Source organism: Algoriphagus lutimaris, assembly GCF_017051705.1.
Lineage (GTDB): Bacteria > Bacteroidota > Bacteroidia > Cytophagales > Cyclobacteriaceae > Algoriphagus > Algoriphagus lutimaris.
Map to the genome: position 1 here is coordinate 1,301,437 of NZ_JAFIDJ010000002.1, position 20,694 is coordinate 1,322,130.

The 20,694-nt window shown below is 39.1% G+C and carries 19 protein-coding genes; 12 read left to right on the forward strand and 7 right to left on the reverse strand.

Annotation, left to right across the window (positions count from 1 at the left end; all coding sequences use genetic code 11):
- Positions 1–126: 126 nt before the first annotated feature.
- The 4 genes from JYB62_RS16245 to JYB62_RS16260 are packed head-to-tail and all read left to right on the forward strand — an operon-like array spanning position 127 to position 6,136.
- Positions 127–1,584, forward strand: coding sequence for an IPT/TIG domain-containing protein (locus JYB62_RS16245; RefSeq protein ID WP_205646447.1), 1,458 nt, complete (start codon positions 127–129; stop codon positions 1,582–1,584).
- A gap of 9 nt (positions 1,585–1,593) precedes the next feature.
- A complete protein-coding gene (locus tag JYB62_RS16250; protein WP_205646448.1) occupies positions 1,594–3,993 on the forward strand; it encodes a TonB-dependent receptor in 2,400 nt (799 codons plus the stop codon).
- A 4-nt stretch (positions 3,994–3,997) separates the two neighbouring features.
- Positions 3,998–5,065 carry a DUF4249 domain-containing protein gene (locus JYB62_RS16255; RefSeq protein ID WP_205646449.1) on the forward strand — a complete coding sequence of 356 codons (1,068 nt, stop codon included), beginning with the start codon at positions 3,998–4,000 and terminating at the stop codon, positions 5,063–5,065.
- A gap of 21 nt (positions 5,066–5,086) precedes the next feature.
- Positions 5,087–6,136, forward strand: coding sequence for a DUF4249 domain-containing protein (locus JYB62_RS16260; RefSeq protein WP_205646450.1), 1,050 nt, complete (start codon positions 5,087–5,089; stop codon positions 6,134–6,136).
- Between the two features lie 8 nt (positions 6,137–6,144).
- Here JYB62_RS16260 and JYB62_RS16265 read toward each other — a convergent pair whose 3' ends face one another.
- Entirely contained in the window at positions 6,145–7,476 is a 1,332-nt protein-coding gene (locus JYB62_RS16265) for a saccharopine dehydrogenase C-terminal domain-containing protein (RefSeq protein WP_317194680.1), read from the reverse strand.
- A gap of 111 nt (positions 7,477–7,587) precedes the next feature.
- On the opposite strand from JYB62_RS16265, the gene JYB62_RS16270 reads away from it, so the two are divergent.
- The 6 genes from JYB62_RS16270 (at position 7,588) to JYB62_RS16295 (ending at position 12,122) form a co-directional block, all read left to right on the forward strand.
- Positions 7,588–8,070, forward strand: coding sequence for a cytidine deaminase (locus JYB62_RS16270; RefSeq protein ID WP_205646451.1), 483 nt, complete (start codon positions 7,588–7,590; stop codon positions 8,068–8,070).
- Positions 8,063–8,719, forward strand: coding sequence for an alpha/beta hydrolase (locus tag JYB62_RS16275; RefSeq protein ID WP_243431602.1), 657 nt, complete (start codon positions 8,063–8,065; stop codon positions 8,717–8,719). The genes JYB62_RS16270 and JYB62_RS16275 overlap by 8 nt, the downstream gene beginning before the upstream one ends.
- Before the next feature lie 92 nt (positions 8,720–8,811).
- Positions 8,812–9,249, forward strand: a complete 438-nt coding sequence (locus JYB62_RS16280; protein WP_205646452.1) for a UPF0158 family protein — start codon at positions 8,812–8,814, stop codon at positions 9,247–9,249.
- Between the two features lie 75 nt (positions 9,250–9,324).
- Positions 9,325–9,786 (forward strand): GNAT family N-acetyltransferase, encoded by a 462-nt coding sequence (locus JYB62_RS16285; RefSeq protein WP_243431603.1) that lies wholly within the window; start codon positions 9,325–9,327, stop codon positions 9,784–9,786.
- A gap of 54 nt (positions 9,787–9,840) precedes the next feature.
- Positions 9,841–10,437 carry an HdeD family acid-resistance protein gene (locus JYB62_RS16290; RefSeq protein ID WP_205646454.1) on the forward strand — a complete coding sequence of 199 codons (597 nt, stop codon included), beginning with the start codon at positions 9,841–9,843 and terminating at the stop codon, positions 10,435–10,437.
- 107 nt (positions 10,438–10,544) lie between these two features.
- A complete protein-coding gene (locus JYB62_RS16295; protein WP_205646455.1) occupies positions 10,545–12,122 on the forward strand; it encodes a M1 family metallopeptidase in 1,578 nt (525 codons plus the stop codon).
- A gap of 4 nt (positions 12,123–12,126) precedes the next feature.
- On the opposite strand, the gene JYB62_RS16300 is transcribed toward JYB62_RS16295, so the two are convergent.
- A complete protein-coding gene (locus JYB62_RS16300; protein WP_207758640.1) occupies positions 12,127–13,347 on the reverse strand; it encodes a permease in 1,221 nt (406 codons plus the stop codon).
- Positions 13,348–13,943: 596 nt separating this feature from the next.
- The gene (locus JYB62_RS16305) at positions 13,944–14,870 is read right to left on the reverse strand and encodes a carbon-nitrogen hydrolase family protein (protein WP_205646457.1); all 927 of its coding nucleotides are present in this window, start codon (positions 14,868–14,870) and stop codon (positions 13,944–13,946) included.
- A 128-nt stretch (positions 14,871–14,998) separates the two neighbouring features.
- On the opposite strand from JYB62_RS16305, the gene rlmN reads away from it, so the two are divergent.
- Positions 14,999–16,057: a 23S rRNA (adenine(2503)-C(2))-methyltransferase RlmN gene (gene rlmN / locus JYB62_RS16310; protein WP_205646458.1), complete on the forward strand. Its 1,059-nt coding sequence runs from the start codon at positions 14,999–15,001 to the stop codon at positions 16,055–16,057.
- A gap of 51 nt (positions 16,058–16,108) precedes the next feature.
- Positions 16,109–16,579, forward strand: coding sequence for a hypothetical protein (locus JYB62_RS16315; RefSeq protein WP_205646459.1), 471 nt, complete (start codon positions 16,109–16,111; stop codon positions 16,577–16,579).
- A 1-nt stretch (position 16,580) separates the two neighbouring features.
- On the opposite strand, the gene JYB62_RS16320 is transcribed toward JYB62_RS16315, so the two are convergent.
- The 4 genes from JYB62_RS16320 to JYB62_RS16335 are packed head-to-tail and all read right to left on the reverse strand — an operon-like array spanning position 16,581 to position 20,548.
- On the reverse strand, positions 16,581–17,510 hold the full coding sequence (locus JYB62_RS16320) for a rhomboid family protein (RefSeq protein WP_205646666.1): 930 nt from the start codon (positions 17,508–17,510) through the stop codon (positions 16,581–16,583).
- 3 nt (positions 17,511–17,513) lie between these two features.
- Positions 17,514–18,305, reverse strand: coding sequence for a rhomboid family intramembrane serine protease (locus JYB62_RS16325; RefSeq protein ID WP_205646460.1), 792 nt, complete (start codon positions 18,303–18,305; stop codon positions 17,514–17,516).
- A gap of 1 nt (position 18,306) precedes the next feature.
- Entirely contained in the window at positions 18,307–20,151 is a 1,845-nt protein-coding gene (gene mutL, locus JYB62_RS16330; RefSeq protein ID WP_205646461.1) for a DNA mismatch repair endonuclease MutL, read from the reverse strand.
- Positions 20,144–20,548 (reverse strand): hypothetical protein, encoded by a 405-nt coding sequence (locus JYB62_RS16335; protein ID WP_205646462.1) that lies wholly within the window; start codon positions 20,546–20,548, stop codon positions 20,144–20,146. The genes mutL and JYB62_RS16335 overlap by 8 nt, the downstream gene beginning before the upstream one ends.
- Positions 20,549–20,694 lie beyond the last annotated feature (146 nt).

Genomic DNA, 20,694 nt, shown 5'->3' on the forward strand with positions numbered 1-20,694 from the left:
TTTGTTGTGGGATCTTCAATATTTCACCCTATTTGTTGTGAATGGTAGTTTTTGAGGGGTAAGGGTCCTTGTTTGTGAATACTAATTCTATATTTTTGAGAGATATTTAATTACTACAACAATCATATGCGAAAACTTCTATCTCTGAGCATGTTAATCATGCTTCTTTTGGGATGGGCTTGTACTGAAGAGGAACCAGAAACCACGGTGTTAGTAACTGAAGAAGTGCTATATACTAGTGCAGAAAATGTGAGACTTCTCGGTCGCTTAATTACTAACCAATCAATCAATGCGGTCGATCATGGTTTTTATCTCGCCGAAGATGAAAATTTTTCATCCCCGATAATTATTTCTCTGGGTGCAAAAGAAGGCCCGGGAAGGTTTATAGGAGAAACCAATGGGTTAACAAATTCAAAAGAATACTATGCAAAATCCTTTATGGATTTGGGAGGTGAGATTCAATTTGGAAATGTAATCACCCTTAACACTCTAAGTCCAATTATAGAGAGTTTCTCTCCAGCTTTTGGATTGGTTGGGGAAAGCATGGTCATTACTGGTCAAAATTTCACGGAGGATACAGAAGTGTACTTTGGTGATTCAAAAGCAGTAATCACATCCATAGATTTCGAGTCCAGACTTCATTTGATTATACCTAAGGCCTCAGATTTTTCGGTGCCTATCACCGTAATCGTTCAAGATAAAACTTTGGAATTTAACTCCAAATTTGAATATCAAATAGGTACCTACGAGTTGATAAACAAGTTTCCTGAATCTGTGAGGCTTTATGGAAATACGTTTTACCAGACCAGTTCAGGATTGAACATTGGCTTGGGAACAGTTTCTAAGAATAGTTTTTATTCAAAAATCCAGCAATATGACATTGGCTCCAATACATGGAGAGAACTTTCATTTCCGGGTACAAGCAGAGCCTATGGGTTTGCCACCAAAAATTATTTGGGAGGAGGAACCGCTGGATTGATACCCAATCCATATGAGATCAATTATTCGTTTTTTAAAGTGACGAATTCTGGATTTGAAAAACTGCCGGACTTACCTTTTGCTAGTAGGGAATCAATCGCTTTCGAAAATGGAGGAAGTCTCTATGTCCTTGGAGGAAAAGAAGGGAATACATTTGCATTGAGAAGATTCAATCCCGCCACAAATACCTGGGCAAATCTGAATGATTCGCCAATTGAGTTTTCTACGGAGAATGCATTCTTTGTTTACCAAAATAAGGTCTATATCATTAGCAATGATGCTGTGCTTTGGGAATATACGATCAGTTCTGATTCATGGGAGTCTGTATCAACTTATCCTGGCAGCTTAGGTCAAGGATATGGAATGGGCCAAGTGATTGGTGATAAGGCCTATGTCGGACTTTATCAAAGAAATACACAGGTTTGGGAGCTGGATATGAATACCATGGTTTGGAAATCAAAAAATGATATTCCTGGATTGCCCCAGGAAATTACTGTAGCACACTTTGAGAAGGATGGATTCCTATACATCATGAGAATGCCTGATATTACTTTGGCAGGGAATTTCCCGATGAATTTATACAAGTTTGACCCCAACGGATTTTAATCTCAACCTATGAAAAAATATTTACTTATTTTCTTTTTACTCGTTAGTCAGTTGGGATGGGCACAGACGGAAGTAAAGCGTGAGGTAATCGGGAGAGATATTGGTCAACTGAAAGGAATTAGGATTACTGGCCGGATAATCGATGAAATTACTGGCGAAGCATTGGTAGGAGCTACCGTTACTGTCCCTGAATTAGAGATCAACAGAATTACCGATAATAATGGTGGCTTTGAATTGATTTTGGATCGGGCTGAGTATAACCTTCAATTTAGATATGTGGGTTATGAAACCATTGATTACCCAATTACTGCTGTAGGTGATGGAAGAATTTCTATCAAAATGCTTCAAGAAGATTTTCAATTAGACGATGTGGTGATTTATGGTAGTGATCCAGAGAAAAATATTCGTTCGACGGATATGGGAGCCATTACCATGAGTATGAATACCATGCGTGAATTGCCTCCTTTTTTAGGGGAAGTGGATATTATTCGTTCTATGGCGACTCTTCCGGGGGTGAGCCAGGTAGGGGAAGCTGCAGCAGGCTTAAATGTTAGAGGTGGAGGAGCTGATCAAAACCTAATCCAGTTTGCAGGAGCTCCCATCTACAACCCTACCCATTTGTTTGGACTATTTACATCTTTCAATGCGGATGCAGTGAATGGGGTGACTTTATACAAATCCGTAATACCATCACGATTTGGAGGCCGAGGCTCTTCTATTTTGGATATACAACCAAAAGCAGGTTCCATTACCGATTGGGGAGGGGATTTGATGCTTAGTAATTTCTCAGGGAAAGTCGGGTTTAATGGTCCGGTTGTCAAAGATAAAGTTTCCATCAGAGGAGGTTTTAGAGGGTCCTATATCAATTGGTTCTTAGGTGCATTGAGTAATCCTGATCTAAAGAATTCAAGAGCGAATTTTTATGATGGAAATCTGGTGATTTCTGCTCCAATCTCAGAAAAAAATGAATTGACATATAGCTATTATACCTCTTACGATGATTTTGCTTTTTCCTCCGATACGACCGTATCCTGGAAAAATAATAGTCATTCCCTGCAATGGAAAAGTGTTTTCAATGACAAAATGGGCCTAGAGGCATTGGGATATTATACCCAATATGATTACAGTATTTTCAATAGGTCCGGCATTAATGATTTTGACCTAAATTCTGGAATCAAAGATTATGGAATCAAAGCATATTTCTATTATATGTTTAGCGAAACCAATAAAATAACCGTGGGAGGAGATTTCAAAAATTTGGAATTGCAACCAGGGGAATTAATTCCTTCCACAGGAGGGGAATCTGGGATATTACCTCAAAAAGTGCAGAATGAAAACGGAAGAGAATCAGGAATTCATTTTCAGCATGAATTTGAATTAGGAGAGAAGTTTGGGATGTCTTATGGTGTCCGCTATGACATGTATAGTTATTTCGGTCCAAGGGTAGTCCGTGAATATGCAGAAAACCAACCTCTTTCAGATGGAAGTGCCATTAGCGAGATTACGTATGCAGATGGAGAGGAAATCCAGTCCTACAATGGTCTTGGGCCAAGAGGTTCCCTTCGATATTCCTTCTCTAAGGCAAGCTCTATTAAATTGGGTTACAATAAAATGTACCAGTTCATCCACCTGATTTCCAATACAGCCACGATCGCGCCGACAGACGTTTGGAAGCTGAGCGACAATTACTTAAAGCCGCAGATTGTAGATCAGATATCATTGGGATTCTATAACAATTTCAGGGGTAATATTTTTGAAACTTCGATTGAAGTGTATTACAAAGACATTCAAAATGTCATTGAGTATAAGGATGGAGCCAATTTAATCCTTCAGAATAATCTCGAAACTGAATTGGTGCCAGCCAATGGACGGGCTTATGGGGTGGAATTGTATGTGAAGAAAAATTTGGGGAGATTGACAGGTTGGGCTTCTTATACCTACTCAAGAAGTTTAAGACAAGTAATCACTCCTTTTGAAGAAGAGATTATCAATGATGGAGATTGGTATGCTTCCAATTTTGATAAGCCCCATGACTTCACTTTAATAGGAAATTACAAAGTGAGCACCAATACTTCTGTTTCGGCAACATTTGGATACAGCACCGGTAGACCGGTTACTTACCCGGAGGCCAAGTTTGATTATTCAGGAAACAATCTTGCTTATTTCAATAGAAGAAATGAACAGCGGTTACCTGATTACCATCGATTGGACTTATCGATCAACTTTAAACTTCCAGGCAAGGGCAAATTCTTTGATGGGGATTGGACTTTCTCAGTATTGAATGTGTATGGACGTAAAAATCCATTCTCGCTCTTCTTTGTTGATGAATCCGGAGCACCTCCGCAAGCTTTAAAACTTGCCGTATTAGGTGTCCCTCTTCCAAGTATCAGCTACTCTATTAAGTTTTAATAAGATGCTAAAAAAATATATTTACCTGCTTTTAATTTTACCATTGGCCGCTTGCATTGACCCCTATGTCGTTAATGTAGAAAGTGGTGAGCAGTTATTGACTGTGGAAGGTACAATTACCACTACTCCAGGAGTTCAAAGTATTCGCCTTACCAGAAGTGATACCTATGGGAGTATTTTTGAGGGATTAATTAGGCCAGTTTCCAATGCTACAGTAGTGATTCGAGATGACCAGGGCAAGGTTATTTTCTTAACTGAAGATACGGAGGATAGAGGAGTGTATTATACTCCTGAAAATTTTGCAGCAGTTGTAGGTAGGTCCTATACCTTGCAAATCCAACTCGTCGATGGGAAGGTATATACCTCCTTGCCAGAATTGGTCAATTCAGTACCTGAAATAAAAAATATCGATGTGAAGGTAGTGAAGATTGCAGTAGAAGGAGAGCTATTGGAGCGTTCTGGTGTACAACTGATTGCGGAAATTGAAGATCCAGCTGATCAAAATAACTTCTATTACTGGAGAACAGATCAGTCTACCTATATTTTAAAAACAAGACCAGACTTGTATACTCCAAACCCCAACTTAAGAAATCCACCAAGTAGGGAGCCTGAACCAAAGGACTGCTGCATTATATGTTTCAAAACAGAGTTGCTTGGAAATCAAGGGATTTATTTGGAGAAAGATGATATTTTCAATGGTTTGAATACCAAGGTTGCTGCTGGTTTCATTGAAGATGATGGGAAGCGATTTGTAGAAACGTTGAGAACTGATTTGAGGCAGATGAGTATTTCTCAGGAAGCTTATCGTTTTTTAAGATTAGTTAAACAGCAAACGGAAGTTTCAGGATCTGTATTTGACCCACCACCTGCAAATATCAGAGGAAATATGATCAGTTTGGATAATCCCGAAGAGGTTGTATTAGGGTATTTTATGGCTGCAGGTGAAGCTGTCAAACGTATTTATATCCAAGGAGATGAACTTGACTTTAGACAGCCGGTAGTAATCGTTCCTGATGATTGTCGTGAGATCGAAGGTTCTCAATTGAACCCGCCAGCAGACTGGAACCCATAAAGCGTATTTTCAAAAAGTGCTTTGAAAAAGTTTAGTTTTCTAATTATTATCCTTCTTTGGAGTTGTGTAGACCCATATGAAGTGGATATTGAAGAGGGGGTTCAACTGCTGACCATTGAAGGGATGGTGACTAATGGCCCTGGCCCTCATCTTGTAAAGCTTTCCAGAAGTGATACTTATGGAAGTATTTATGAAGGGCTCGTTCGTCCCGTTGCTGGAGCAACAGTGATAGTAAGGGATCAAACGGGAAAAGTGATTTTTCTTGAAGAGGATCTTGAAAATAGAGGTAATTATTATACTTCTGCAGATTTTTCAGCAGAGGTTGGAAATACCTATACCTTGCAAATCCAGCTGGTAGACGGAACCGTTTATTCTTCTTTACCAGAGACCTTACCATCCGTTCCAGTTATTCAAGAGATCAATTATCAGGTCAAAAAAATTCCTGTAGAAGGAGAATTGAATCCAGATTCAGGAGTTCAATTCCTCGTGGACATAGAGGACCCTGAGGATGAGGATAACTATTACTATTGGAAAAAGGGGCCATCGGTTTACATTTTAGAAACCAGACCGGACCTTTATACTTTACCCCCTCCAAGCCGAGAACCAGCACCAAAAGATTGCTGTATTTCTTGTTATCGATCTGAGCAGGTGGCTAACTATTCGATATTCATAGCAAATGATGACACTTTTAATGGTCTTAGCTCTAGAATCCCTGCGGCTTTTGTGTTGGATGACGGGTTGCGTTTTGTCAACCAATATAGAATTGATATCGAACAATACAGTATATCTGCAGGAGCCTACCGGTTTCTTAGATTGGTAAAGCAACAAGTTGAATTGAGTGGATCTGTATTTGATCCTCCACCTGCCAATATTAGAGGTAATATGGTCAGTTTGGATCATCCTGATGAAGTAGTTTTGGGATATTTTATGGCAGCAGGGGAAACTAGTCAAAGAGTCTATGTAGATGCTACTAAATTAGACTTTGTGCAGGGAAGAGCAATCATAGCAGATGATTGTAGAGTCGTGGATGGCGCGCAGACTGAGCGGCCTTCAGATTGGAATCCTAAGTAGCATATAGACTATTTTGTACTTTCTACAAATCGAATTCCTAATGTCTCTAGTTTACTGAGGATAGGGGTAAATAACTCTGGCGAAACTGGAACATGAAGTCCGGTAAGTTTTATTTTTCCATTCAGGAATTCATCTACTGCTATTGCTAAAGGTAAGCCAACCGTTTTTGCCATGGCCGTATAGGTGGAGTCCTCACCATAACAAACTAGACTTGAGACGATTGATTTAATACCCGTTTTAGATTTTATTTCAAACTGGTGCTGCATCAGAATCATATCTTTGTCCTCAGGGTATAATTTCCAATCTTCCTCTAAGATGGCTTGGAGAATGCTAGCTGGACTCCCTTGGGTTTTTGGCAGTTTTTGATTACCAAAAAAACCCAGCCATTGAATTTTTTCAAATGTTGGGAAATCCATTTCAGGGATGGCTTCTGCAAGTTTTTCCTCTACCGACAACTCTTTTTTATAGGGTAAAAATGTGTTCAGAAATTGTCTTAGGGTACTTCCTTCCTGCAAGTTTAACTCATAAGAGTCATCGGTTAATCCAAGCTGAACGAATACATCCCAAGCTTTGCAATAGCCTGCCCTCCTCAAGGTGCCCCGTAGCATGGTTTGGATAGATTCAATACCGTATACTTTTCTATAGTTTAGGGAGTCACGGTTGGGGTATCCATCAAAATCTCCTAACCTGTCAAAATGAATGTTTTCCGTTCTTTTGAAAACCTGATGATATGGAACAAATTTCAACTCCCCATTTTCAATATATTTCGAGGTTCCCTGTCCTGCTAATACAACATTTCTTGGGTTCCAGGTAAACTTATATTTCCATGGATTATCTTCGCTGATTGGTGCCAGTAGCCCTCCACAATAGGATTTGAATGAAAGAATGTCTTCTTGATTGGCTTTCGCTTCCAAAATAATTTTCATGGCAGACATATGGTCCAGTCCTGGGTCTAAACCACATTCATTTAAAAAAAACAGCCCTTTCTTCTCAATTTCAGCCTGCATGGATTTCATTTCTTCAGATTCATAAGAAGCAGAAAAAAAATGCTTTTCTAAGTTCAGACATTCTTTAGCGACGATTGGATGCAAGAATGCGGGTAGCATGGAGATGACTACATCGGAGATTTCTATTAAATCTTTCAGCGCATCTTTATCTTCAATAGAAAAACTTTTTGCTTCTGAATTTGGCTTCCCTTGGAGTTTAGAACTAGCTAATTCAAGATTTAAATCCGCAAGAATGAGTTTTCTGTTACTATCCCTGCAAGATGCTGCTAAATAATCAATTAAATAGGTGGAAGATTTTCCAGCTCCAAGAATCAAAATTGTCTTCATATTCATGCTTGGTCAAAGACCTAAATTGGTTATTATTATTAATCTAGGAAAGGGACTGCTCTTTAATTTTGGAACTATTCACTACATTGTTCATAAGGAAAACTCCTAAACAAAACTATGGGTAAAAAAATAAAAATATCGGCCGAATTAGAGGAGTTGGCTTGGGAGGAATTGGAGAATGAGGATCAGGAACTGATTTTAGAGGCAAAAGCAATTAGTGAAGATGCCTATGCTCCATACTCAAACTTTCATGTGGGAGCCGCTGCTATATTAAACTCGGGAAGGATTTTGAAGTCCAGTAATCAGGAGAATGTAAGTTTCCCTGTAGGAGTTTGTGCCGAACGATTGTTATTAGGATATGCAGGAGCTAATTTCCCTGGAGATCCAATTAAAAAACTTGCGATTGTTGCGAAAAGGAAAGGAGAAGAAGTATGGGCTTCTGTTTCACCTTGTGGGTTATGCAGACAGACTATCAGTGAAACAGAGGTGAGGTTTAATCAAGCGATCACCTTACTGATATTAACTTCAGAAGGTCAAGTGTTGAAGATTCCAGGAATTCAAGCTCTATTGCCATTTAAATTTGAGGATTTGAATGGGTAGTCAATTGAAGAAGCGTATCATGGTCAGTTATGAGGCAGAATACTGTGTCTCTCATGAACCTAATTTTCAAGAGGAAGAAATTTGGATTCTGTTTCATGGATATGGACAATTAGCTGAATTTTTTATTCGTAGGTTTTTACCTTTTGATGAAAAATACCGGCTTTTTATTGCACCTGAGGCAACGAATTATTCTTATTTGAAGGATTACTCTGGGCGGGTTGGCGCCAATTGGATGACTAGCCATGAACGGGAGCTAGCCATCGAAAATAATCATAGGTACCTGGATCAATTAGTGGATGGAATCCTGTCACAATTTGAAAATGCTCCGAAAGTTCATGTGTTTGGTTTTTCCCAAGGAGTAGCCACTGCGACGCGTTGGGCAAGTCGATGGAAGGGGAATGTCAATAAGTTCGTGCTTTGGGCAGGGGGATTTGCACACGACTTGCAATTAAACGTGAGTAAAGAAAAATTTGTCGACACAGAGTTTATTAGTGTTTTGGGTGATCAAGATGAATTTGTGAATTCTGAGAATCTCCAAAAACAAGAGAAAATGGTTAGACTATTAGAAAAAAAGATGAAAAGAATTAATTTTTCGGGAGGGCATATTATTGATTCTGAGGTTTTAAAGGGGTTTTTTGGAAAAAAATGAGAAATAAATTCATGATTTTTAATACAGGGTCTAAAAACAATTTGATGCAACTTTGACATTCACTATTTTTCGAAAAATTTTGTAATTCATTCATGTTTTCGCTTACTGAAAAAGAGGTTGAATCAATATCAACCCAATTGCTGAAAGGCAATGTATGTTTCTATCAAATTGATAAAAAGAAGATTCATCATATGCCCGATGACGAAGATTATTTTAACTACGATCTCACCGAAGAGGAGGAGGATATTCTAGACGAAATAGAAGATAATCCAGACAATTTTGCTGAGTTCACTAAAATGGAACCTGCCCAAGAGCATCAAATGATGCAGGACTTTGTCGATAGAAAAATTAAAGAGAAAAACTTAGCTGAGGATTTGGTGAATGCCTTGAGTAAACCTAAAGCTTCTACTGGTTTTAAGTTTCTTATTGATGATTCTAAATACAAGAATGAATGGTTGGAGTATAGACTTTCGAAATACCATGATTGGGTAAAAGAACAAGTTGATAGCTTCAATTATTCTGAAGATTAAAAGTAAACCGCCTTTCTGGCGGTTTTTTGTTTTAGTATGATTACTGAAAAAAATAAACTTTCAATTAGGAATTTTTTGAAGCCTGGGGATTTAGGACAGGTAGCTGCATTGCACGGGAAAATATATGGTGATGAACACGGTTTTCCCATCGGTTTTGAAATGTATGTGATGGAGAGTTTGGCAGAGTTCTATAGACAGTTTGCCGAAGAAAGAGATCGTGTCTGGGTGGTGGAGTCCGATGGGAGGATGGTTGGCTTTTTGCTTTTGATGCATCGGGCTGAGAATAGTGCCCAGCTCCGTTATTTTATAATTGAGAAGCCTTTTAGAGGAATTGGTTTAGGAAAAGAGTTGATGAAAAAATGGATGGAGTTTTTTAAGGAAAAAAAATACCAATCAGCCTATTTATACACTACCTCAGGACTGGACCCTGCCATCAGCCTTTACGAAAGATATGGCTTTGTGAGAATTTCTGAGGAGCAAACAGAGAATTTTGGTTTTCCAATGTTGGAGATTTTATATCGGTTAGAAAAGGCTTGATAGTTAAGAGTTTGCTAAAGAAAAATGTATTTTTAGTAAACAATCATATCAATCATGACTTCACAACCTTTCAAAACCATCAAAAAAGCGCTGGATTACTGGTACTTGTTGACCTTAATTGGAGCAGTATTTATTCTTTTAGGAATTTATGTGTTTAGTACTCCTCTCGCTTCCTATTTAGTGTTGGCGACACTTTTTAGCCTATCATTTTTAGTTTCTGGTTTGAGTGAGTTGACCTTTGCTTTTGGGAACAGAAAGCATTTGGATAATTGGGGCTGGTTTTTGGCATCAGGCCTGATTAGTACGGTAATTGGATTTTTATTACTGACTAATCCTGCACTTTCCATGGTGACTTTACCCTTGTATGTAGGGTTTGGAGTTATGTTTAAGTCTATAGCAGGTATCAGTTTTGCTTTGAGTTTAAAAGACCATGGAGACGAATATCAGTCTTTACTTTGGTTAAGTATTGGAGGGATGATTTTGTCCATCATCCTAATTTGGAACCCAGCAATCATTGGGATGACGCTAGTTACCGTCACAGCGATGGTTTTTATCCTTCTAGGTATTATTGCAGTTTTATTCTCTTTGAAGCTTAAGAAATTACATGACCTCCCAAATAAGTTGAAAAAGAAATTGGAAGAGGATTCTTGAGAGGAAAGGCTTTTAATAGTACTTCACAAGGGAGAGTTTTGGCTTTGTTATGGAGTATGAGTTATAGGTGGGAGTGTATTTTAAATCCTTCAGCCTATCTTTGCTTCATGCGAAAATTCTTTTTCCCCCTTTTGATTCTTTTCATTTCCATCACATCTTCTTATTCTCAAAATTGGGATTGGGGCGGTCCTATTGACCCCCTACAAGAGAAATTCAAAGTTTTGCATTATCAGTTAGAACTTGAAATTCTTCTGGATTCAAAATCCATTAGAGGGAAAAATAGGATCACATTTGATGCCTCTGAAAAACTCGATACCCTTCGACTAAATTTAATTGATGAATACGAGGTTTCCAGTGTTTTAATGAATGGAGAGGAAGTGAATTTTACCCATCAAAACGACATCTTGGATATCATTCCGATTGACTGCACCTGTAACTCGGTAGATGTATTTTATGAAGGGATAACACCCATTGCAATCAACCCTCCCTGGACCGGAGGGTTCACCTGGGAACTAGACTTAATGGACCAGCATTGGATGGGACTTTCTTCTCAAGGAGAAGGGGCTAAGATTTTCATGCCTGCCCTTGACCACCCCTCAAGTGAGCCAGAAAATGGAGTAGATTTATTTTTCACGGTTCAAAAACCCTATTTCGTGGCTTCTAATGGGAGGCTTATCGAACAAAAGGCAGCAGTAGACCACACCACATACCATTGGGCTACCGAGTACCCGATTAATAATTATGGAATAAACTTTACGGTGGGAGTTTTTCATGAAGCTAAAATGGATTTTGAATCCGTTTCAGGCCAGAAAATTCCCATGCACGTATACGTTTTGCAGGAAGATGAAGCAAAAGCTCAATCTTTATTAGAAGTCTTAAAAGTGAGCGTCGAAACGCAAGAGAAATATTTTGGAGCATTTCCCTTTCCAAAGGATAAAATAGCCGTGGTCGAAACTCCCTATTTAGGAATGGAGCACCAAACCATCAATGCCTATGGGAATAATTTCCAGTTTGTTTCTATGGGTGAAGTATCCTATGATTGGTTACTGCATCATGAACTAGGGCATGAGTGGTTCGGAAATAAAATGTCGGTTGGAGACTGGGCTGATATGTGGATTCATGAAGGTTTTACAGCCTATGGAGATTGGTTGTTTTACGAAACACATGGCGGGTTTGATGCTTATTTAAATCATGCTGCTTCTGTTTTAAAGACTATTCCCCATGCCAAAGCGGTAGTTTCTCCACCCAACAGTACGGAAGAGGAGGCATATCATGGGGAGATTTATAGTAAAGGAGCTGCAGTAGTCCACGGTTTGCGTGGAGTGGTGGGAGACGAAGTCTTTTTTCCTCTGTTGAAAGCATTTATTTCAGATGATCGCTTTACCTATTTGAATAAGGTAAATACCTCAGGCTTTATTGAGTTTGTCAATGCCTATACGTGTCAGGATTTAAGCGCATTCCTTAATTTTTATTTAAAGACCACCGCCTTGCCTGCACTGAAAGTAGGAAAGAAGGGGAAGAGTGGGTATCAAGTCAGCTTGAAAGGAATCGATTTTACAATTCCTGTTGAAATTGAAACTTCCAATGGATTGATTAAAGAGGAGATAGGTCCCAAGCCCGTTTTTATTGAAAGTTCCACACAGATAAAAGTAGATCCAAAAGGATGGTTGATGCTATCAAGATAAGCTTCTAGATGATAAAAAGCTGGACTGCTAATCCTCCCAAAAGCCAGATATAGCTGAGAAAGGCAATGTATTTAAGAATGGTTTCCATGTTTTTACTTTTTGGTGCCATTTCTTTCATGTAGTGCATATCCTTATATTTTTTAAAGCCTAGCCAAATCAAATAACCTGAACCAATCAGAAATGAGACGTTTAGGAAAAAGGTATAATTTATTTGGAAATAGGATTCATCTTGAATACTTACCTGTGAAGGGTCAGGTAATACTCCTAAGAAGTCAAAGGAGTAATGGAGAAATATCGAAGTGACAACTAATGAAGAAAGCAGCAGGAATAAAATGTATAGTGCCATTTTCCAACCATAGTATTTAGCATTGATCCTCAACACCGGAAATACTACTAGATCACTGAAAATAAAGGCCATCACTCCTGCAAAACTTACCCCTTTTCCAAAGAGTAAAGCTGCCAGAGGGATATTACCCATAGAGCCTATAAAGGTCAAAAAAGCGGCTATAGGCCCAATAATCACGTGTTCTAGGATTTCTAGAAAGGAATAATCTGTCTTCCCCAGATTGCTGTTTATAAAGAGTGTTTGAAAAAAGGAATCGGGAATCAATGCTGCCACTATTCCGGCAATAGTGAACCCGATGGTAACATCTTTCCAAACCATTTTCCATTCCATACCATATTGACGTCCTACTTTTGCCCAGCTTTTTTCGGATTGAACATTATCTTCACCAGTAACTCCCATTTCTTGCATCCCCATCTCTCCTTCTGATAGGTTTTTTTTGGCGGCTTTGATAAGTTTTAAAGGTTTGGTAATCCGGATTATTATCCAGCTGATCAAAATCAGTAGGATTCCTCCCAAGTATTCGCCAACAACGAACTGCCAGCCTAAAAAGATGGAAATGATAATTCCCAATTCGATGACTAAATTGGTGGAGGCAAGTAGAAAAGCGATGGAGGAAATAAAGCTAGCTCCTTTTTTGAAAAGTGATTTGGTGGTGGCTAAAGCGGAGAAGCTACAGGAACTGCTAATAAATCCAAAAATGGTTCCCAGGAGAACCCCTTTTCCCTCTTTGCCTCCCATGGTCTGCTTCATTTTTTCTTCAGTTGCGAAGATTTGAATCAAGCTACTAATAAGATAACCTAATCCAAAGGCCCAAAAGGCCATCCAAAAAAAACCAAAACTTGTATTGGCAGCTTCTGCCCATTTTTCTAGAAATTCCATCACAAAAGTTTTCTTCCTTAGGTTATTGAGATTTCAAAGATCATGCAAAGCGGGGTTTCATACTTGATTCTTTGTACTGGGCGATAGGAGGTAGCATTTAAGAGGATGTTTTTCCTAACCATTCCCATATTGGGGTGGATTTTGCACATGGTTAGGTTGGCTCTTAAAAAGGTACGATTTAGCCTTTCTCCACATAGTTTTTCAATCCTTGGAGAAGAATGGCCCAAAAAAGGAAGATCTCTTAAAATGATCATTGCATTAAGGCTACCCGATATGCCAAAAATTCACTGTTGTTTTTCCCACATCCCGACTGAGATCAAATCCAAATGTAGTAGGACTCCAATCCTCATCTGAGTCCGTCATATTGATATGAAATGATTGATTTTCTTGGTACAGGATCACTTTCCCCTACCAATCATAGTCGGGGGTAAAAAAGAAATTTTATGTTCCATTCAATTCGGATAATCCTTTACATGATTTTGGCTGCCAGTTAATAAGTTCGACAGGGGTAGATATTGCTTGGAAAAGCTCTTCAATTGGACGATCAATCCACAGATCATGGTAGTAGATTGCGAAGGACTACGCATCAGAGGTATTCATTGAGATTCTTTGCTAATGGAAGGTTGTTCTTTGACTATTAATTCAAAGATGTCAGGTCGGCTATAATGCCCAATTGGGTCAAAGTCCAGCTTGCTTTTAAGGATCTCCCCCAGATCAATTTCCGCACATACTTTACCGGCTTCTCCAAAAAGGGGGCCTGCCAAAATCTCTCCCATAGGAGATACGATGACGGATCCCCCTGCGCAGATTGTTTCAGGATCATCCTTAAGTTCTTTTTGAAGAGATTCGGGATACATGGATTTGGTAAAATATTGGTTGCAACCTAGTACAAAGCATCTTCCTTCCAGTCCAATGTGCTTCATGGTGGAGGTCCAATTTTCCCGGGCATCAGCAGTAGGTGCGATATAAATTTCTACTCCTTGATTATACATGGACATTCTGGCCATGGGCATGTAATTTTCCCAGCAGATCAATCCTCCCAATTTACCGATTTTGGTATCGAAGCTGACTAAGTACTTACCATCTGCTTCTGCCCAGACCAAGCGTTCTGTTCCTGTGGGTTTGATTTTTCTATGTACGCCAAGAAATCCTGCGGAGGGAGAAATATAGATCATCGAACAAAACAAACTCCCGTGCAATTTTGACTTTTCAGTTACGCCAATTACCAGATAGGTGCCCAGTTTTTTACTGAGTTTCACAAGTCTTTGCAGATCTTCACTATCCAGATCAAAACTATGTTTGTGATATTCAGCATAGAGTGCTCTGCCTTCTTCTGAACGACTTCCTATTCTGGCCCCAAAGCCGAAACCTCTGGGATATCCAGGAATAAAGGACTCTGGAAATACGATCAATTGATATCCCTCTTTGGCATTTTGTGTACAAAGTTTCTCCACCTTCTGTAGAGTTTTTTCTTTATCAAAAAAAATGGGGTGATCCTGAATTAGACAGACTTTCAGCTTCATAAAATCGGTGTTTGCTAATCAATTTACGAACTCAATAGGAATCCCAAGTGAAGTTCTTTTAATTTTACGAACTCAAAGTAGGAAAAAAGCATTCATTCTTTTCCCATACTTAATACCTAAATTGCAGCATGGAAGAGATTCAGAAACAAGACATTCGCAAATTAAGCCTCGCTGAACTGGAAGCGTTCTTTTTGTCCCACGGGGAAAAGAAATTCCGGGCCAAGCAGGTTTATGAATGGCTATGGAATAAGTCCTTAAAGAATTTTGATGACATGAGTAATATTTCTCTTAGTACGAGAGAATTGTTAAAATCTCATTTCACCATCAACCATATTCGAGTGGATCTAATGCAGCATTCAGAAGATGGGACCATCAAGAATGCGGTTAAGTTATTTGATGACAAAATTGTTGAATCTGTCTTAATTCCGACTTCCAAAAGAATTACGGCTTGTGTGTCTTCCCAAGTAGGCTGTAGTTTGGATTGTAATTTTTGTGCTACTGCCCGTTTAAAGCGGATGCGAAATCTCAATCCAGATGAAATCTATGACCAGGTAGTGGCGATTAAAGACGAGGCGGAAACCTATTTTCAGCGTCCCTTAACCAATATCGTTTTTATGGGAATGGGTGAGCCTTTACTAAACTATGCCAATGTGCTGGCCGCCATTGATAAAATTACCTCACCAGAAGGATTGGGTATGGCTGCAAGGAGAATCACCTTATCTACTGTTGGGGTGACAAAGATGATTCGCAAAATGGCAGATGATGGCGTTAAATTTAATTTGGCGGTATCCCTTCACTCGGCCATCAACGAAACCCGTTCAAGACTTATGCCGATCAATGATTCCAATCCAATCGAAGAGTTGGGGGAGGCTTTAAAATACTGGTATCAAAAGACAGGTAGAAAAGTAACCTACGAATATGTGATTTGGGATGGGGTGAATGATGATGAACGTCATGCGAAGGCATTGGCTAAATTTTGCAAAATCATTCCATCAAAAGTAAATATCATCCAATATAATCCGATTGACGAAGGAGAATTCAGACAGGCAAAACAAGAGGCAGTAGATATGTATGTGAGGATATTGGAAAGTCAGGGAATTATTGCCAAGGTTCGTAAATCCAGAGGACAAGACATTGATGCTGCCTGTGGCCAGTTGGCAAATAAAAATGAAGTAGCTGAGATCTAATGGTGTTGAATTTGTTTTTAGTACTATCCAATCAGTTTTGAATTAAGATCTATGAAAAAATATATACTCCTCTTTTTTGCATGTTTTGTGATCAGTTTCATTGCTTCCGCTCAATCACAAGGCGACAGTAGAATCCATACTTTAGGCACCTATGGGTTGCGATACAAATACTTTGGAATAGGAGCGGGATGGGAGTTTTTTTTCGTGGATAATTTTTCCTTTATGCCTAGCTACACTAAGGTTTTTCCGAATGTTGGAAAAGCGAGTAATTTTAGTGCGGATCTCAGGTATTATATTTCTGTAGAGAGTTCCCAGTTATATTTTATGGCTGGATATAGTCAAAATTGGGAAAATACGAATCCTGATGGTGCTGGAACTAATAGAAATGTAAAGGGAGCAAATGTAGGAATAGGAGCCTATATTCCTTTGGTAGATTGGGTAGGGTTAAGCACCGAATTTAAATTCCAAAGTCAATACCCTCGAGAGGCAGGTTTTCGATTTGGTCTTGCGTTTCCTTTATAAATTATTTCTTACTGAATTCGAATAACTTTCTTTTTTCCTCTTTGGAAAGAGCTTCATATCCTTTCTCGGCGATTTTATCCAAAATAAGATCAATTTCTTCCTGAGAAGATTCGCTGGATTTTACAGTAGGCTTAGAACTTGGAGCCGCTTTCGAAAATGGCTTAAACGAACTAGATTTTTTAGGTCTTCGATAGGTGACATTGATTTTCTGCCTTTTGGAAAATAAGTTTTCGAAGAATATCCCGACTTTTTGAATAGGGATTCCCCAGTCTGTTCCTTTTCTTAACTGAACGATGTATAGATATCCCATTAAGGCACCTCCCAAGTGAGCCAACTCTCCACCTGCATTCGCGCCAGCAGAATTTGCAAATGAGAGGATCACATAAAATATCGCGATGTATTTTATCTTAACAGGGCCGAGTAAGATTAAGAAAAAGGTGGTGTTTGGACTTAAAGTAGCCGCTCCAACCACGATCGCAAATACTCCAGCACTGGCTCCAAGCATCAAAGAAGAGTTGAGCGAATTTTGGAAATAAGGGGCAAGATTGTAAATCAAAACATAAAATAGAGCACCGGTCAATCCCCCTAATATGTATAGGTTGGCAAGCTTCCGACTTCCCAAGTATTGGTGGATCAATTGACCAAACCAATACAAGAACAACATATTGAAGAGAATATGGAATATCCCTTCATGCATGAACATATAGGAAAGCACAGCCCAAGGTTGGGTGGCTAAAGTGGTTAAAGAGGCAGGCATCATAAACTTCGCTATCCCCGCACTGTAGAGTTCCCCAAACCCAGTAATAGTTAGAAGTACTCTGGATACCAATAGCACCAAGAATACCAGAATATTGATCGCAATCAGCTTAAAGAGGCTGTTGTTATCATGCCGGAAGGCGTTTCGAAGATTTTCCCAAAAATTTCCGTACATCATTTAATAAAAGCTATTTCTATCCTTTTTCCAGAAGTAAACTAAAACTCCACCTATGATTAACCCTCCCAAATGGGCAAAGTGGGCGACATTATCCGAGGGATTATTAATCAGTACGTTATATATCGTGTACAGTCCATAAAAAAGCACTAAATATTTTGCTTTTACTGGCATAGGAGGAAACAATAAGAATAATTGCGTATTAGGGAACAGCATGGCGAAAGCGATCAAAACTCCAAAAAGGGCTCCTGAGGCACCTACCATGGGGACATTTCCTTGAATCTCCAATATTGCATCCAAGGTTTGACTCGCTCGACTTATTTTTACCTGATCTGTAGGATTTCTGCTATAATCATCCACAAAATCAAAGATAGCACGATCGAAGAAGCCTCTGTTTTCCAATACTATTTTGTTAAAGGTATCGGGATCAGGATTTACCTGGAAAGCAGCTACTTTATCTTGAAGGTTCGCCATTCTAAATGAAGTATATCCAGAATAAAGGACACCAGATCCAACTCCACAAGCCATCCATAATATGAGTAGTTTTTTAGGGCCTAAAAATTGCTCTAGCAAAGGACCAAATATTAAGAGACCAAACATGTTGCTGAAGAGATGCCAAAAATCTGCATGCATAAACATGTAGGTCAAAAACTGAAATGGTTGAAAGTAAGAACTGTGTATATAATACAATGCAAACAAACCACTGATTTGAGGGAACAAAAATGCAGAGACTAAAAATATAACTACATTGATCAGCAGCAGGTTTTTTACTATAGGTGTGATATTTCTAAACATACTATTTTCCGAAGAAGGAGTGAATATTGGATAAATCCAATTTTATGAATGTTTTGTTCCCCGAAAGCCCATAATTTGGATTCTGGCAGGCAAATAATTGCCCTACGATTGTCTCCATTTCTTGAGAATTCAGTTTTTGCCCTCTTTTTAAGGAGGATTTTCGAGCCAAGGACCGGGCTAAATTTTCACGATTGTCCAGCGAAAGCTCACTTTTAAAGTTTTTGTATTGCTCAATTAGCCCTTCAAATAGCTCTTTTTCACTTTTCGATTGGATATCTGCTGGAACACCCTGGATCAAAATGGTGTCTTTCCCAAATTCAGAGACCATAAACCCTAGACTATGGAGTTCAGGAAGAATATCCATCACTAGGGTATAGTCAGATGGGCTCAATGGTATGGTTGGAGGGAAGAGGCATTGTTGGGAAGGGCCTTGAGCAGTGTTTAATTGCTTGATGTACCTTTCATATAGAATTCTTTCATGTGCCACTTGTTGGTCTACGATCAACATGCCAGTTGACATTTGGGCGATAATGTAGTTGAGTTCTACCTGAAAAGTAGTCCCAGTGGTTTCCTCTTCTTTCCTTAAAGGGATAAATTCTTTATTTTCTTCTTGACTTGCACGACTTGGGAAGGTCAATACTTCAGGTTCATCCTGGTTCACGGTTCGTTCCAAACTAGGTTGTTTTTGATTTCCCTCAAATAACTTCTCCCAACCTGAAGTGGAAGCTTTTTTGAATTCAGGAGTGTTATAACTCTTATAACTGTATTCCCGATCTACCTGCTCTTTTTTTTCGGTGTCCTTGCTCCAGTTTTCTGTAAAATTGACATCGAAGGAAAAGTCCAGAGACGGAACTACATGATGTGCTCCTAAAGCTTGTTTTACGGCTGACCTAACTACCGCATAGACGGTACGTTCGTCATCAAATTTAATCTCTGTTTTGGTCGGGTGAACGTTGATATCAATATGAGCCGGATCAATCTCCAAAAACAATACATAAAAGGGGTGCTGATCCGGTTGAATCAGGCCTTCAAATGCATTGCTTACCGCATGATTCAAATAGCTGCTTTTAATGTACCGATTGTTTACAAAGAAAAACTGTTCTCCTCTGGTCTTTTTGGCATTTTCTGGCTTACCTATATAACCCTTTACATTGATATGAGGAGTCAATTCTTCACAAGGTACCAACTGACCCTGGTAATTTTTCCCAAATAAGCCTACGATTCTTTGGCTGAGTTTTCCTGGACTTAAATTGAAGGTTTCCAGGTCTTGTTGATGCATGGTAAATGAAATTTCAGGGTAAGACAATGCTACCCTTTGAAATTCATCTACAATATGTCTCATTTCCACAGGATTCGATTTCAGGAAGTTTCTCCTGGCAGGCACATTGAAAAAGAGATTTTTCATCGCCACCGAGGTTCCGTTTTGGGTGGCTACCGGTTCCTGCTTTTTTATTTCTGAACCTTCGATTTGGATCAGGGTGCCCAGATCTGAATCTGCTTGTTTGGTTTTTAGTTCTACTTGAGCTACTGCTGCGATGGAAGCCAAGGCCTCCCCTCGGAAACCAAATGTTCGAATGGAGAAAAGGTCGCTACTACTTCTAATTTTTGAGGTAGCATGTCTTTCAAAACTCATACGGGCATCTGTACTGGACATACCTTTCCCATTATCAATCACTTGAATGAGCTGTTTGCCAGCATCTTTAATAATCACTTGGATATGAGTAGCTCCGGAATCAATCGAGTTCTCCAGTAGTTCTTTTAAAGCAGAGGAAGGTCTTTGTACTACCTCTCCAGCTGCAATTTGATTGGCAATGGCATCAGGCAGGAGCTGAATGATGTCACTCATTTTTTCTTTTGGGTTTTAGCCTGAAGAAAAAATATACAGCAGCAGCAATTGCGGTTACGTAAAGAAGATATTCAAAAATGATAGGACCTAGATAGATATAACCTCCTAGTCCTCCTAATAAAACGAAAAATATTAGTGAGCGTATCATTCCTGTAGAGGTAAGAGCACTAGAACTGCGCTCTTTGATGCCACGGTGTTGGGCAAAAGCCCCCCTGATTCCAGATTGGTAATTGAAGCCGGATTCATGCTGGTCTTTGGAGATGACTCCTTCTGCTTCCAATTCCTTTTTGATACGGGAAGTTCTTTGATCTATTTCCTCCTTGACCGGGTCATAATATCTGGGTTTGATATCAAAACGCATGGGTGTGGCTGTACGAAATACGGATGGAAATTTCATGGTAATATATGTTTTAAATGAAACTTCTCGTTAAGGAGAAGGTTCATGGTAAGACAAAGTTCTTGATCATTCACCGGATATCAAATTTATGAGGGAATTAACCCAATAAATTGATCATTCTTGCTTGATCTTTTATATCTTCAAAT